The 15,212-nt window shown below is 40.3% G+C and carries 12 protein-coding genes; 4 read left to right on the top strand and 8 right to left on the bottom strand.

Annotated elements, in window-relative coordinates:
• Nucleotides 1–2 precede the first annotated feature (2 nt).
• The 3 genes from ACKPCE_RS07765 to ACKPCE_RS07755 all read left to right on the top strand — a co-directional run bounded on the left by ACKPCE_RS07765 (nucleotide 3) and on the right by ACKPCE_RS07755 (nucleotide 5,254).
• Complete coding sequence (locus ACKPCE_RS07765) at nucleotides 3–1,322, top strand: MFS transporter (protein ID WP_319504740.1); 1,320 nt, start codon at nucleotides 3–5, stop codon at nucleotides 1,320–1,322.
• A 98-nt stretch (nucleotides 1,323–1,420) separates the two neighbouring features.
• On the top strand, nucleotides 1,421–3,742 hold the full coding sequence (locus ACKPCE_RS07760; RefSeq protein ID WP_319504739.1) for a family 65 glycosyl hydrolase domain-containing protein: 2,322 nt from the start codon (nucleotides 1,421–1,423) through the stop codon (nucleotides 3,740–3,742).
• 3 nt (nucleotides 3,743–3,745) lie between these two features.
• Entirely contained in the window at nucleotides 3,746–5,254 is a 1,509-nt protein-coding gene (locus ACKPCE_RS07755; RefSeq protein WP_319504738.1) for a sensor histidine kinase, read from the top strand.
• A 65-nt stretch (nucleotides 5,255–5,319) separates the two neighbouring features.
• Here the strand turns inward: ACKPCE_RS07755 and ACKPCE_RS07750 are convergent, their stop codons facing one another.
• From ACKPCE_RS07750 to ACKPCE_RS07735, 4 genes are all read right to left on the bottom strand, one after another.
• Nucleotides 5,320–6,555, bottom strand: a complete 1,236-nt coding sequence (locus ACKPCE_RS07750) for a sodium ion-translocating decarboxylase subunit beta (protein WP_276962943.1) — start codon at nucleotides 6,553–6,555, stop codon at nucleotides 5,320–5,322.
• Nucleotides 6,555–8,387 (bottom strand): biotin/lipoyl-containing protein, encoded by a 1,833-nt coding sequence (locus ACKPCE_RS07745; protein WP_319504737.1) that lies wholly within the window; start codon nucleotides 8,385–8,387, stop codon nucleotides 6,555–6,557. Before ACKPCE_RS07745 ends, ACKPCE_RS07750 begins: the two co-directional genes overlap by 1 nt.
• Nucleotides 8,388–8,403: 16 nt before the next feature.
• Complete coding sequence (locus ACKPCE_RS07740; RefSeq protein ID WP_024997096.1) at nucleotides 8,404–8,667, bottom strand: OadG family protein; 264 nt, start codon at nucleotides 8,665–8,667, stop codon at nucleotides 8,404–8,406.
• A gap of 109 nt (nucleotides 8,668–8,776) precedes the next feature.
• Entirely contained in the window at nucleotides 8,777–9,028 is a 252-nt protein-coding gene (locus tag ACKPCE_RS07735; RefSeq protein WP_319504736.1) for a hypothetical protein, read from the bottom strand.
• A gap of 231 nt (nucleotides 9,029–9,259) precedes the next feature.
• Between ACKPCE_RS07735 and ACKPCE_RS07730 the strand changes: the two genes are divergently transcribed.
• Entirely contained in the window at nucleotides 9,260–10,849 is a 1,590-nt protein-coding gene (locus tag ACKPCE_RS07730; protein ID WP_319504735.1) for a tetratricopeptide repeat protein, read from the top strand.
• Nucleotides 10,850–11,108: 259 nt separating this feature from the next.
• Here ACKPCE_RS07730 and ACKPCE_RS07725 read toward each other — a convergent pair whose 3' ends face one another.
• The 4 genes from ACKPCE_RS07725 to ACKPCE_RS07710 are packed head-to-tail and all read right to left on the bottom strand — an operon-like array spanning nucleotide 11,109 to nucleotide 14,782.
• Nucleotides 11,109–12,674 (bottom strand): peptide chain release factor 3, encoded by a 1,566-nt coding sequence (locus ACKPCE_RS07725; protein WP_319504734.1) that lies wholly within the window; start codon nucleotides 12,672–12,674, stop codon nucleotides 11,109–11,111.
• A 33-nt stretch (nucleotides 12,675–12,707) separates the two neighbouring features.
• Entirely contained in the window at nucleotides 12,708–13,574 is an 867-nt protein-coding gene (rfbD, locus tag ACKPCE_RS07720; RefSeq protein WP_319504733.1) for a dTDP-4-dehydrorhamnose reductase, read from the bottom strand.
• A gap of 1 nt (nucleotide 13,575) precedes the next feature.
• Nucleotides 13,576–14,121, bottom strand: a complete 546-nt coding sequence (locus tag ACKPCE_RS07715) for a DUF4924 family protein (RefSeq protein ID WP_024997100.1) — start codon at nucleotides 14,119–14,121, stop codon at nucleotides 13,576–13,578.
• A gap of 4 nt (nucleotides 14,122–14,125) precedes the next feature.
• Nucleotides 14,126–14,782, bottom strand: coding sequence for a LysE family translocator (locus ACKPCE_RS07710; protein WP_319504732.1), 657 nt, complete (start codon nucleotides 14,780–14,782; stop codon nucleotides 14,126–14,128).
• Nucleotides 14,783–15,212 lie beyond the last annotated feature (430 nt).

The following is a 15,212-nucleotide window of genomic DNA, read 5'->3' as shown; positions in this document are numbered from 1 at the left end:
CCATGAAAGTAAAACCAGATTTAAGTTTTTGGAAACTGTGGAACATCAGTTTTGGATTTTTCGGCGTACAAATAGCCTATGCACTTCAAAGTGCAAACATCAGTCGAATATTTGCCACTTTAGGTGCTGATCCGCACAACCTCAGTTATTTTTGGATACTACCACCACTAGCCGGAATTATTGTGCAACCCATTATCGGATCGGCAAGTGATAAAACATGGACCCGATTCGGCCGACGCATTCCCTATTTATTTATAGGATCTCTCGTTGCAGTATTAGTTATGTGTTTGCTCCCCAATGCCGGAAGTTTCGGAATGGCTATAAGCACAGCTATGATATTCGGACTCATTTCTCTCATGTTTCTGGATACTTCAATCAACATGGCGATGCAACCATTTAAAATGTTGGTAGGTGACATGGTTAACGAAAAGCAAAAAGGCTTGGCCTACTCCATTCAAAGTTTCTTATGCAATGCCGGCAGTCTGATGGGTTACCTTTTCCCTTTTCTATTTACGTGGATAGGCATTAACAATGTAGCAGCCAAAGGAACGGTTCCCGATTCTGTTATTTACTCATTCTACATCGGATCGGCCATCCTGATGCTTTGCGTAATATACACATCTGTCAAAGTGAAAGAAATGCCTCCTAAAGAATTTGAAGAATTTCATGGCATAACGGCCGATGAGAGACAAGAAAAAACAGATTTTATATCCTTATTAAAACATGCACCCAAAGTATTCTGGACAGTCGGCCTGGTCCAATTCTTTAGCTGGGCCGCCTTTATGTACATGTGGACATATACCAATGGAGCTATAGCCGATACCGTTTGGAATACCACTAACGTACAAAACGCCGGCTACCAGGAAGCCGGAAACTGGGTAGGCATACTATTTGCCGTACAAGCCATCGGCTCGGTTGTATGGGCAGTGATACTTCCATTATTCAAATCTCGCAAATTAGCTTACTCGTTAAGTTTACTGTTAGGTGGCTGTGGTTTTGTATCCACCCTGTTTTTTACCGATCAATATCTATTATTCATATCTTATTTACTGATAGGTTGCGCTTGGGCAGCGATGTTGGCAATGCCATTCACCATATTGACCAACTCCATATCCGGTAAAAACATGGGAGCTTATCTGGGATTATTCAACGGAACCATTTGTATTCCGCAAATTGTGGCAGCCGTAGTTGGTGGCGGCATTTTACACTTAGTGGGAGGCAAACAAATAAATATGTTAGTTCTTGCCGGTGCATTATTAATGATAGGTGCCTGCTGTGTATATTTCGTTAAAGAAACAGTGGTACACACAAACGATAAATAAAAAACAAGAGAAATACTTGCATAGTAGTTTTTATAAAGTATTTTTGTAGAAGATACAAACCTTGTAGCAGTTATTTATTATTAAAACAGCACTATATCATGAAGAAATTCCTCAAAACAGATGAATGGAATGTTATTGAAGAGGGTTTTCACGCTGACAACCTGCGCGCTTTCGAAAGTATTTTCAGTTTGGGAAACGGCAGGTTGGGACAGCGTGGCAATTTTGAGGAAACATACAGCAGTGACACGTTACAAGGTTCATATCTGGCAGGTATTTCATTTCTGGACAAGACTCGTGTGGGATGGTGGAAAAACGGATATCCCAACTATTTCACCCGTATACCGAATGCGCCCAATTGGAGCGGCATTATTGTGAGATTAATTGACGAAGAACTTGACCTGGCACTCTGGGATGTAGATTCATTTGAGAGACGACTCGATATGAAAGAGGGAATCTCTTATCGTGATTTCCAGGTGACTTCACCTAAAGGTCATAAACTGAAAGTACATGTTGAGCATATAACCAGCATGGCAAATCAAAACCTATGTATTATAAAATACAGTGTAACATCAGTCAATTACGAAGGGAAAATATCACTGGTTCCCTACATAAATGGTGACGTAAAGCATGAGACGTCTAATTTCAATGAAAAGATGTGGAATATTTTACGAGCTGAAACAACCTCCGAATATGCTTATTTATGGACGCAGACACGACATGAAGACTCGCAAGTGTGTAGTTGCATGACATACCAGCTCTTTAAGAACAGCAAAGAAATCACCGGGAATCCCATTAAGATAGAGAAAGAAAAAATGACCGGGTTCAGTATTGGAGCCGATGTAAAACCCGGTGAGCGGGTCACTTTGATAAAATATACCGCTGTTCTAAGTTCGCTTTACTACGATCGTCAGCTATTGGTTGATGAAGCTGTATCTGAAAGTAAAAAAGCAAAAGCAATAGGATGGGATGCACTGGTAAACGAACATAAAAAGGTATGGGAAGACATCTGGAACGAAACAGATGTAATAATAGACGGAGACCCTGAAGCGCAACAAGGAATTCGGTTTAACATTTTTCAATTGAACCAAACCTATCGGGGAGACGACCCACGACTAAACATCGGATCCAAAGGATTTACAGGCGAAAAATACGGAGGAAATACCTATTGGAACACAGAGTTATGCTGCGTACCCTTCTTCTTATTGTCTAATCCTAAAGACGTAGCGCGTAATTTATTACTTTATCGATACAATCACTTACCTAAAGCCATTGAGAACGCCAAAAAACTTGGATTTAACGGAGGCGCAGCTCTTTACCCCATGGTTACCATCAATGGAGACGAATGCCATAACGAATGGGAAATCACCTTCGAAGAAATACACCGCAACAGTATTATAGCCTACGCCATCATGTTGTATACCACCATGACCGGCAACAAAGAATATGTTGTTCATTATGGATTGGAGGTACTCATCGCAATCAGTCGTTTTTGGAGTCAACGAGTTTCTTTCTCGCAGCCCAAACAAAAATATGTGATATTAGGAGTTACCGGTCCTAACGAATATGAAAACAACGTTGACAATAACTGGTACACGAACTACTCTTGCATACAATGTTTAAAAGTGACCCTCGAGTATTTGGAGATGATAGGGTTAGAATACCCTGATGAGTATGCTCGTATCCGTAGAAAGACTTCTTTTGATAAAGAAGAGACATACCGGTGGAAAGAAATCATAGACAATATGTATATGCCTGAAGATAAAGAACTGGGCATATTTGTACAACATGACGGTTACCTAGACAAAGAATTAAAAACGGTACAAGATATTCCGGACAATGAGCGCCCTATCAACCAACATTGGTCATGGGATCGTATCTTGCGTTCTTGTTACATCAAACAAAGCGATGTATTGTTAGGTTTGTATTTATATTATACCAACTTCGACAAAGAATTTATCCGTCGCAATTTTGACTTTTACGAACCTCGCACAGTACATGAATCATCTCTTTCACCCTATCTGCATTCCATTTTAGCTTCACGAGTAGGTTACGTAGACAAAGCCTACAATCTGTTTCTGCATGCTATTCGTCTTGACTTGGATGATTACAACAATGAATTAGAGCAAGGTTTGCACATAACCAGTATGGCAGGCGGGTGGCTCGCTATAGTACGAGGATTTGCCGGCATGCAAGTACTCGAGGGGCTGATGAGTTTCAGTCCTACAATTCCTCAAAAATGGAACAGCTATACTTTTAAGATTAATTTTCGGGAACGAACACTTCAGCTATGCATCAACAAAAGAAATATTGAAGTCAGACTGATTAAGGGTCAAAGCCTGAAAATCAAAGTGTATGAAAAAGAATATATTTTAGAAGAAAACAACCCAGCAATCATATCTACAATTATAAAAAATCAATAACACATGAGAAAATTTACCTTAATCCTTTCTCTTATTTTATGCCTCGGCATAATAGATTCGGTACAAGCAGCCAATAGTGGTCAAAGCTACATGCAGCAAGCACAATCCTGTTTGAGTCGTAAAGAATACACTCAAGCCCGTTATCTATTCCTTCAAGCCTATAATGCTTACATAAAAGAAGGCAATACTGCTTCGGCAATAAAGTGTGGCGTGCAAACGACTTCACTTTATTATCGTGAAAACTACTATAAAGAAGCCTTCAACCTGTGCACCAGCATGGAACAGGAAGTAACCAAGCATGAACAAAAGACAGGGAAATATATGCCTGAACTTCGTTTCTACATCAATAAAGAGCGCCTGCACATGTACGTCTCTTTAAAACGGGCTCCCCAAGCGCTAGAATTATTAAACAAAATAGAACAGTTATCGAATAATGTAGAAAATGATTCTATCAAAGAAGATTTTATGTATACCAAGGCAAATTATTATTACGCATTCGGTATATATGCTCAAGGAGATATTTATTTCTCGAAGTTAATCAGTGAATACAAAGCACAAAAAAAGAACGAAAAGGCAGAAGCCCTATACAAGCAGCTCATTGTGTTAGCTCAAAAAACAAATAATGCAACATTAGTTGCCCGTACATACGAGAAACTAATAGCTTGGACTGACTCTGTAAAAGCAGCCAGTGCCCAAGATGAGCTTAGCGTTTTAAAGCGAAAATATGATGAGAGTCAACGAACCATAAAAGAGAAAGAAAACTCTCTTTCCAACAAACAATACATGATAGTAGGTCTTTCCGTGGTAATAGCTATCATCATTGGTTTATTAATCGCTTGTGGAGTTATTTTGCTCCGTTATATGGTAAACAACCGAAAACAAAAAAGAATAATTACTCTGGCAAATGAGAATAATGAAATGAAAACAAAATTCATTCAGAACATCTCGGCACAAATGGAACCCACTTTAGGCAGAATGAATTCCTCTCAGCCAGAGGTCAAAGCATTGAAAGATTTTGGCGAGCACATCAAAGAGCTTGCTAATCTAGAAAATGCATTATCAGATTTATACGAAACAAAAAACATTAATATCAATACCTTCTGTGAAGAAATAATGCTAAGAATTAAAGACCAAGTTCAGACTGAAGTTTCTTGTGTCGTTAATGCGCCCAAATTAACAATAAAAGTAAATCCGGAACAACTAGAGCGCTTATTGTTGCACTTATTACGCAATGCAGCCAATTATACTCCTGAAGGTGGAAAAATCATGCTTGATTTCAAAAAGAGAGGTGCACACACGCACCAATTTATTGTTACTGATACTGGTTGTGGTATTCCTGAAGAAAAGCAAGAGAATCTATTTAAACCATTTTCTGAAATAAGAGATTTCACAGAAGGAGATGGAATGGGATTACCTATTTGTTCACTCATAGCTATTAAGATGAACGGTAATTTAAGTTTGGACGCCACTTATCACAAAGGATCTCGTTTTATATTGGAATTACATGCATAATTAAAATTAAAAAAAATACGCCGGTTCATTGCTTATGTAATCAACCGGCGTTTCTTTTATTTCAGCTACCCAAGAAATGAAATCAGCACACCGGCAGCAACAGCCGAACCGATAACGCCGGATATATTGCTGGACATGCAATACTGTAGCACATGATTTTTAGAATCATACTTCAACGCAATTTCGTTGGCCACCCTACTAGCCATAGGTACAGCACTCAAACCCGTTGCGCCAATTAGCGGATTGATTTTTTTCTTACTAAACAAATTAACTACCTTTACCAATAAAATACCGCCCGAGATAGATAATGCAAACGCCAAGAAGCCACCAACAACGATACCGATAGTCGTCCAGTTAAGAAAAGCCTCCGTAGTCATAGTCGCTCCCACCGATAGACCAAGAAAAATGGTTGCAGCATTCATGATACTGTTTGATGCAGCATCAAACAGGCGGAACGTATTAGTACCAATTTCCTTTACCAGATTTCCAAACATCAACATCCCTACCAAGGGAACTGCACTAGGTACAAATAATGCTACCACCGTAGTAACTACAATTGGAAATAATATCTTCAACACACGCAAATTCTTGATTTGTGTTTTTGACGGATACAGCTTCTCCTGTTCCTTCATATTGATACTTAATTCTTTTTTTGTGCAAAGCAGTTTTACCACCAGCGGAATAATAACAGGAACCAGCGCCATGTAAGAATAAGCCGCGATAGCAATAGGACCCAGCAAATGAGGCGCCAACTTAATGGTTGTAAAAATAGCCGTAGGACCATCAGCGCCACCTATAATTCCCAATGAAGCAGCTTCTTGCGGAGTAAATCCCATTAAAATGGCAACCAGCAGAACCGTAAATATTCCTAATTGAGCAGCAGCACCAAATATAGAAAGACGTAGGTTTCTCAACATCGGTCCAAAATCAGTTAATGCCCCTACTCCCATAAAAATAATTGGGGGTAAGAAACCTGTTTTGATTAACATGTAATACACAAAATTCATTAGCCCCAATTCATGTGCAATATCATGCAAAGGCATTTCCCAGATATTCTTCATAGCCCCGTGCACATTCACCATTCCGTACTCATCCGCTTGTATGACTCCCATATCACCCCCGGGGAAGTTGGCCAGCAACACACCAAAAGCAATAGGCACAAGCAGCAAAGGTTCATATTGCTTTTTAATGCCCAAATAAAGTAATACAAAAGCGATGGCATACATTATCAAAAACTGCGGTTCAGCAATGATATTGCTGAAAGCAGTCATTTCATATAAATTCTCAAATATATCGTTCATTATCCAATCTTCATTAAAACATCGTCTTCAGATACCGCATCTCCCTGAGCAAAACCAATGGCCGTAACTGTTCCGGCAAACTCGGCACGAATGGCATTATACGTTTTCATGGCTTCAACATAGCATATAACGTCCCCTTGTTGCACTGCATCACCCACTTTAAGAGGAATGTCGGATGCATTCTTGGTCAGGAAGAACTTCCCTTCCAGCGGAGAAAGCACCTCTTTTCCTTCTCCAAGAGGAGCAACAGGCTGTGCACCGGATGCCGCTAACTCAGCTTCACCGTAAGCCACTGTTACCCGATAAGCCTGTCCGTCCACCTGCACCGTAAGTGTTTTAGGTTTTACTTCCTCTTCCGGAGCCTTATCTCTTTCCGATCTTCGCTTGGCTACATCTTCTAGAAAGTCTTCTTTGGCCTTTCCACTTTTGTAAGCCTCATATTGAGCAGGATGCATGGCATATTCAAAAAGTTCCTCCTCATCTTGTCCTAATTCCCACTTGTTTTCTTTCATCAATTTGCGATACTTGTCAAGTGCATCCGGATAGTTTTCTTGCGGATTTCCTTCGAAAAACTTACGTCCCTCACGCTCAGCCTTCTCAATAATCTCAGGAGCCAGCTTACCCGGTAAGCGGCCGGCCTTACCCAATAACATATCCCAAATGTCATCGGCAATCATTCCCCAACGCTCTTTTCCTTTTTCCATGGCCATTACATTCATCATTGCCAAATTCTTCACATACTGACTAAATGGAGTTACCAAAGGAGGGTACCCTACACGCGGCCACACATAAGCCACCTCATTGAACAGTTTGATTAAAAGCTCATCTTGCGTCATAAACGGAAGATTGTGTTTTGCTTTGTACTTGTTGATTGATTCCAGATTGGCTTCCAGGTCAGCCATCAAACTCCCCATCATACCACCGGGCAGTCCGGGTCCGATAAGTAACGAATTCATCAAACGATTTTTAGGGCTGATGTACAAGCCTAAAAAATCATCCATAAATTCTTGTACAAGACTACGCACCTTCATATATGCCTCCATATTAATTTCAGGAACTTGAAAGCCCGCATCTTTTAGCATAGCCTGCACGCTAAGTAAATCGGCATGCCCTGTTCCCCAAGAAAGCGGTTCCATGCCTACATCAATATAATCACAACCGGCATTACAAACCTCCAGAATGGACGCCATGTTGAAACCCGGTCCGGCGTGACTGTGATACTGCACCGGCACCTCGGGATGAGCTTCTTTAATATTAGCGACAATTTTCCCCAAAGAAACGGGGCGTCCGATGCCTGCCATATCCTTGATGCAAATCTCGTCCGCCCCTAGTTTAATGAGCTCCAACGCCATGTTGGTATAATACTCAACCGTGTGGATGGGCGAATGCGTGATACAAAGCGAACATTGAGAAATCATACCAGCCTCCTTGGCATAAGTTATAGACGGTGCAATGTTTCTGATATCATTCAATCCGCAAAAGGTACGGGCAATATCTGTTCCTTGTGCTTTTTTTACTTTATAGAATAGCTGGCGTACGTCTGCCGGTACGGGACTCATGCGAAGCCCATTGAGCGCACGATCTAGCATATGTGTTTGTATTCCTGCCTCCTGAAAAGGTTTTGTCCAGTCGCGTACTGCCTTGTTGGGATTCTCACCAAATAACAAATTAACCTGTTCAAAACCTCCCCCATTGGTTTCAACACGCGCAAAACATCCCATTTCAATAATGGCAGGTGCCACTTTTACCAGCTGATCTACTCTGGGAACATATTTTCCGGCCGATTGCCACATGTCTCTGAATAGCAAGCTGAACTTAATTTCTTTTTTCATATAGCTTTTATATTATTTAATTAATTTTTTCGACTTTGGTTATCTTCCCTTTTCCGTGAGTTACCACGTTAACTGCAGCAGTAATGGCAGCCAGTACATTACCCGGTATCGGTAACGGACCTTTAGGCATAATTTGTTTGGCAGCAACCTCTTCTTCAGGGGCATATTTATTAACCAAGGCAATCAGAAATTTACCCAAATAAATTAATAGTAAAAGGATGGCAAAGACCGTCCCCATCCCAACAACAAGCAGCAACAAGGCTGTTTCCATATTCTCCATAATACAATCAGATTTTATAGTTTATAAATAAAAAGTGGCGTTTTGTTTTAAAACGCCACAAAATAGAAATTAAATCTTATAAAATAAACGCATAAATGAATAAAAAAAGCTAATTAAATAAATTAAGAGTATGTACCGGTTGCAATTTTGAGCCATCAAGAGCAGCATCACGATACTTGATCTTCTCAAAATTAATTGTATTCAAATCAATGCAACGAATGGCACTGTTATACATTGTACGAGCCAGCACATAAGCACTGTCTTTAGAATGAAGAGTAATTCCGGTACATGCCAACAAAGACCATTGGTGAGCCAACACAACAATAACTGCCACTAAAAAAATAAATCGTTTTTTCATCATAGCATTGTTTTTTATAAGAATAAACAGTGCAGTCAAGAAAAAGTTTGCAAAATTCGGTTCGTTTATTAAATTACAAAACCAATGAATACGGTGTAAATATGCAATAATAACATTACCTTTGCCGCAAAGCAAACTACAAAAGTTATGAAAATCAAGTGCTTAATACAATATATAACTTATTATTCTATTCTGTCCTTTTTGTTTTACGGATGCAACACTGATCACAAATACATGAGTGAACTAAGACAAATTGATTCACTAATTTATTCAGATCCACAACAAGCATTAACTCTTTTACAACAAATCTCACTTGATTCCCTTTCTAGTAAAGAAGAAAATGCATATTACGGACTCTTGTTATCGCATGCTTCCGATAGGAATGAACGTAATTTACTTCCCTGTGATTCCCTGCTCAACCTTGCCATTGATTATTATCGCAAAGGGTTCCACAAAGGCAGGTCGCTATTCTATAAAGCCCGACTCCTAACCGCAATGGGTATGGAAGACGAAGCCATGGGATACTATTTCGGCTCGTTGAAGGAATTCGGTCATACACCTCGCGAAATTCGTTTTAAAGGAATGGTGTATGAAGACTTGGGCAACATCTATTTTGACCAGGCCATCTACAAAGAAGCACTCGAAAAATACACCACTGCATTAAAATATTATTCTATTATCAACGATAAAAAAGCAATGATATATGCTTCCAGTATGGCTTCGAGCGTCTGTTTAGTTGATTCTGATAATAAAAAAGCCCATCATTTTCTAAACATGGAAATGCAGTTGGCAAAAGAGATAAATGATTCTTGTTACATAAGCAATACATTACAACATGCCAGTGTTTTCTACGAAAGCACAGATAAGCCCGACAGCGCCTTATATTATGCAAAAAAGGCTTTGAGTTTCACGACAGGTAAGACGAACACATCCAAGTGGCTATCTTCAATTGGGCGCATATACCTTGAAAAAGGACAAACAGACTCTGCCCGCTATTATCTGGAAGCCAGTCTAAACACCAAAGATGTTGAAGCTCTCGCTATATCACATGCCAGTTTAGCAGAAATAGAAAAAGACAGGCATAATTATAAAAGTGCTTATAATCATTTGGAGCAATACACAGACGTAATTGACTCTATAGCCGCAGCAGATAAATCATCGGAGATACAGAAGTTAGGTTATCAACATGAAGCCGAAGTAAAAATAGCAAAACACAAAGGCGAGATGCAACTAAGTAATGCATTGATCATTACCGCTGCCATAATAGCTATCCTCATTTTGATTGTCATTCTGCAACAAATAAGCAAACGTAAGAAAACAGCCCAACTAAGATATGAGCGTAAAATAAATAGCATGAATCAAGATATGAAAATATTGCAAACACGCATCACGCAAAATGAAACAATGCTCACTTATTTAAGAAAAGAGCAAGAGAGCTATACTGCCGAGATACAAAATAAAGAGCAAGAAATAAAAGACTTGTATCAACAAAGAGAGGAAGTGCAACATGCCTTCTTCAGACAAAGTGCTATTTACAAGAAAATTAATAAACTAGCCAAACAAGATACAGCCGACAAGAAGAAAATCAATGTATTAAATCTATCCGATCAAGAATCACTAAGAGATACTATTTTTGCAATTTACAATGATTCGATAACAGAGTTACGTCTTCGACATCCCCGGTTAACTGACGAAGATATTATTTTTCTCTGCCTCGAAAAGAACAATTTGCCTTCCTCAATTATAGCCTACTGCTTTGGAAGCACCAATACGCAAGTTATCAACCAAAGGCGTTACAGGCTCAAAGAAAGAATGACCAATTAGCATCGGCAAGTAGCAAGTGTTATAGTACAAAAACATAGTACATTGATAATCAAGTACTTATGTTTTTCAAGTGTTATAGTATTTATAACGCATAGTGTCTATTTACTACCTATCTTTGTAGCATCAATAGATTGCATAGCATATACAATATTTAAGATATCAGCTTTCACTAAGATAGCTAGCTGGCTAGACAAACTTTACTATACAACTTGGGATGCGCTTTTTGAAAGCGCATCCCAAGAAATTTATCATAAAACACTTAAAATTCACTTGTAAAGTGGAATCTAATGTTCTTAAAGTCCATTTGAGCCATTTGTAACACGTAGTTGCTATCCGCCAGGAATACATCGCGTCCTTCACGGTCTTTAGCCATAAACTGATACTTCCGTTTCTTGAAAGCATCTAGTTCAGCCGCATCGTCACTCTCAATCCAGCAAGCTTTATACAAACTCACGGGCTCCCAACGGCAAGAAGCGTTATACTCATTCAGCAAACGATACTGAATAACTTCAAACTGAAGCTGTCCTACCGTACCAATAATCTTACGACCGTTAAACTGATTCACAAAAAGCTGTGCCACACCCTCATCCATCAACTGATCAATTCCCTTGGCCAATTGTTTTTGTTTCATAGGGTCAGCATTTTCAATGTATTTAAACATCTCCGGCGAGAAACTTGGCAAGCCACGGAAATGAAGCATTTCTCCCTCCGTAAGCGTATCACCTATCTTAAATGTACCATTGTCGGGTAAACCAATGATATCACCCGCCCAAGCCTCATCAATCGTTGTTTTACGCTGTGCCATGAACTGCGTGGGCGATGAAAAACGCATGCTCTTACCGTGACGAACATGCAGGTAAGGTGCATTACGTACAAATTTTCCCGAGCAGATTTTACAGAAAGCCACACAAGAGCGGTGGTTGGGGTCAATGTTAGCTGTTATTTTGAAAATAAAACCGGTAAACTTAGGTTCTTCGGGTATTACCTCACGTTCTTCCGCTTGCACGGCACGCGGACTGGGAGCAATTTCCACAAAACAATCGAGCAACTCTTTTACACCAAAATTATTCAAAGCAGATCCAAAGAACACAGGAGCAATCTCCGCTTTCAAGTAATCATCTACCTGAAATTCAGAATAGACACCGTCTACCAGTTCCAATTCCGAACGAAGTCTTTCGGCCAGTTCCGTGCCAATTTGCTTATCGAGCTCATCGCTCTCCAAGTCAAGTTCCACCTTCTCGGTTACTACCTGTTTAGACGGTTGGTAAAGATCCAGCTTCCCTTCATAAATGTTGTACACCCCTTTGAAACGGATACCCTGTTCGATAGGCCATGAGAGCGGGCGCACTTTGATGTGCAGTTCCTCTTCCAGTTCATCGAGTAAATCGAAAGGATCACGACCTTCGCGGTCCATTTTATTGACGAAGATAATTACCGGCGTATTACGCATGCGGCACACCTCCATGAGTTTACGAGTCTGCGCTTCCACACCCTTGGCACCGTCAACCACAATAATTACACTATCAACAGCGGTCAATGTGCGAAAAGTATCTTCCGCAAAATCCTGGTGGCCCGGTGTATCAAGAATATTCACTTTGTAGTCTCCGTAATCAAACTCCATCACAGAGGTCGTTACCGAAATTCCACGCTGTTTTTCAATCTCCATCCAGTCACTCGTTGCCGTCTTCTTAATCTTATTACTTTTAACGGCACCGGCTACCTGAATCTGACCTCCGAAGAGCAACAACTTTTCCGTCAGTGTTGTTTTACCCGCATCGGGGTGAGAGATAATGGCGAACGTACGCCTCCTGTCTATTTCATTCATCTTGCTAAATTACTCGCTGTATATTTATTGTTTTTATTCTTTTTCTGCTTGAAGCAACAAATGCACACACTCGTTCAAGCTAGTTTCCCAATGAGGAATTTCAATGCCATAAGTCTGTTTGATAAGACTCTTATCAAGCACTGAATAATGCGGACGGGCTGCTTTGGTAGGGTAATCGGCCGTATGCAGCGGACGCACCTTACAGTTATTGATACCGGCCAGCTTATGAATGGCCAACGTAAAATCAAACCACGAGCACACCCCTTCATTGCTAAAGTGATAAACACCCTTTACCACTCCTTTTTCTATAACCGCAAAAATGGCCACAGCCAAATCGCGGGCATAGGTAGGTGTGCCTACCTGATCAAAGATCACACCCAGCGTATCGCGTTCGCGTCCTAAACGAATCATGGTCTTCACAAAGTTGTTACCATACGGAGAATATAGCCACGCTGTGCGAATCACAGCCGCCTTTTCACAGTTCTGCAACACTACTTGCTCACCCGCCAGCTTAGTGGAACCATATACGGAAGTAGGACAAGTTGGTTCCTTTTCCGTATAAGGAATATGATTGGTGCCATTGAACACATAATCTGTTGATATATGAATAACGGAAGCTCCCCTACTCTGTGCCGCAGCAGCCAGGTAACCCGGTGCCAGGTGATTAAGCTTATCACAAAGTTCCTTGTTGTCTTCGGCATTATCTACGGCCGTATAGGCTGCACAATTGACCACCACATCAATATGGTTATAAGAGATGAATGTTTCCACAGCCTCTTTGTTGCAGATATCCAATTCTTGTACATCAGTGAAAAAATAGTTGTGCTGCGCATGGTCTGCCGACAAATTGCGCATCTCGTTTCCCAATTGTCCGTTTGCTCCGGTTATCAGTATATTCATATCAATCTAAATCTAATTCTCCTTTTTTATCTTTATCATAATAGTTAGCCAGCATGGAAAGCAGATTTGTAATAGCCTCCAAAGCCTTAGCCGTGCCATCACTAACCGTTTTCTTCTGTAGTCTCAGCAACATGACACCATAAAGTGCTTCGAAACATGTTTCCAATTCCGGTTCATCTGTCTTATTTCCCTTGGACCTGAGCTCAACAATAAAGGGCAGTGCCTTATAATAGGCTGAACTATAAAACGGAAATTTAGGTGAACGCAACAGTTGCATATGCAAATCGGTTAATCCGATTATTACATTTTTGTTAATTTGCAGGTGTCCTTTTTCCTTCACTCCCTCTTCGCGCATCATATTCACCAAATCAGCATACCACTGCCTTAGTTCCTGTTTTTGCTCCGAAGGCAAATCATAATTCCGGATTACTTGTTGCTCAATTTTATCCAAATCGCATTCGTTTGCGCGGATCAAATCTTCTACCTGCCACATATACAGAAGGTACTCAGCTATGTTTTTAGCTTTCAAATGTTGTGCTATGTACATAATTTTAATAGAATGAAGCGCCCAAAAGCGTAAAAATGAAGCCCAATAAAGATACCACCATCACTACACCGCCAATAATGCGGTTTATCAGCCAGATGCCGCGCAAGTTAAAGCGTGTTCTCACCTTACTCACAAAAAAAGTAATGCCAAACCACCACGACAAAGCACCTAGCAGAATGGCCAGATAGCCAATCACCTCCTCGTACACGGGCATGCCGGGCAACACAAATGCGAAGCGAGCAAACAAACCGATAAATAAGAAAATGATAAGCGGATTAGATAGTGTCACGGCAAAAGCCGTTATAAAATTGTGAAAATAAGATCCTTTGTTTGTCGATATAGGACGAATAGACTGCACCGGGTTACTGCGAAACGTATAAAACCCAAAGCCCAATAGCATGATGCTTCCCAACAACTGCAGATAAAACAGGTTGGCATTTATAAAATCGAATATAAAACTCATTCCGTAGCCTGTGAGCAGGGCATAAGCAATATCGCTAAGCGAAGCTCCAAGGCCTGTTATAAAGCCATACCACCGCCCTTTATTTAGTGTGCGCTGTATACAAAGAACCCCAACAGGCCCTAGTGGTGCTGAGACCACAATGCCCACTATGAAACCCTTGATCAGCAAGTCCAATATGGTAACTTCAATTTCAAACATGCCGCAAATATCGTATTTTTATATGAAAAGAGAGCAATGTGTTAACGTTTTTTCGTGACAAATTGCTTAGAATAAGAAAAAAGCATCCTTTTGTGTGTCTAATCAGCGAAAATTTCCATCCTTTTTGTTAATGCCAAAAACGAGGGATGTGTCAATTATATGTATCTGACATTCATTTACTCTGTTGATACAGGTTGACTGCTCGTTGCAAATCTTCGTGTAGACCCGGGTGTACAGCAATTGTACACCCGGGTCTACAAACCGTGTACATGGGGGTGTACAAAGTCTGTACATCCGGGTGGAGACGAAAATTGCTCACTTGCAAAATAAATCGCAGAAACGTGCTTATGAAAAGCCTTATATACAAGCAATAAACAGCTACATACTTGTAAGGAATCACTGCAAAAAAGTTGGTGATACTTGGTGATAC

The organism is Bacteroides graminisolvens (genome assembly GCF_963666085.1).
Taxonomy (GTDB): domain Bacteria; phylum Bacteroidota; class Bacteroidia; order Bacteroidales; family Bacteroidaceae; genus Bacteroides; species Bacteroides graminisolvens.
The sequence above is the reverse complement of the archived record's forward strand: the minus strand, read 5'-3'. Positions and strand labels throughout refer to the sequence as shown.

Excerpts from the sequence above, each read along its gene's own strand:
- ACKPCE_RS07765 (WP_319504740.1), top strand. The coding sequence starts at position 3 with ATGAAAGTAAAACCAGATTTAAGTTTTTGGAAACTGTGGAACATCAGT.
- ACKPCE_RS07760 (WP_319504739.1), top strand. The coding sequence starts at position 1,421 with ATGAAGAAATTCCTCAAAACAGATGAATGGAATGTTATTGAAGAGGGT.
- ACKPCE_RS07755 (WP_319504738.1), top strand. The coding sequence starts at position 3,746 with ATGAGAAAATTTACCTTAATCCTTTCTCTTATTTTATGCCTCGGCATA.
- ACKPCE_RS07750 (WP_276962943.1), bottom strand. The coding sequence starts at position 6,555 with ATGAACGATATATTTGAGAATTTATATGAAATGACTGCTTTCAGCAAT.
- ACKPCE_RS07745 (WP_319504737.1), bottom strand. The coding sequence starts at position 8,387 with ATGAAAAAAGAAATTAAGTTCAGCTTGCTATTCAGAGACATGTGGCAA.
- ACKPCE_RS07740 (WP_024997096.1), bottom strand. The coding sequence starts at position 8,667 with ATGGAGAATATGGAAACAGCCTTGTTGCTGCTTGTTGTTGGGATGGGG.
- ACKPCE_RS07735 (WP_319504736.1), bottom strand. The coding sequence starts at position 9,028 with ATGATGAAAAAACGATTTATTTTTTTAGTGGCAGTTATTGTTGTGTTG.
- ACKPCE_RS07730 (WP_319504735.1), top strand. The coding sequence starts at position 9,260 with ATGAGTGAACTAAGACAAATTGATTCACTAATTTATTCAGATCCACAA.
- ACKPCE_RS07725 (WP_319504734.1), bottom strand. The coding sequence starts at position 12,674 with ATGAATGAAATAGACAGGAGGCGTACGTTCGCCATTATCTCTCACCCC.
- rfbD (WP_319504733.1), bottom strand. The coding sequence starts at position 13,574 with ATGAATATACTGATAACCGGAGCAAACGGACAATTGGGAAACGAGATG.
- ACKPCE_RS07715 (WP_024997100.1), bottom strand. The coding sequence starts at position 14,121 with ATGTACATAGCACAACATTTGAAAGCTAAAAACATAGCTGAGTACCTT.
- ACKPCE_RS07710 (WP_319504732.1), bottom strand. The coding sequence starts at position 14,782 with ATGTTTGAAATTGAAGTTACCATATTGGACTTGCTGATCAAGGGTTTC.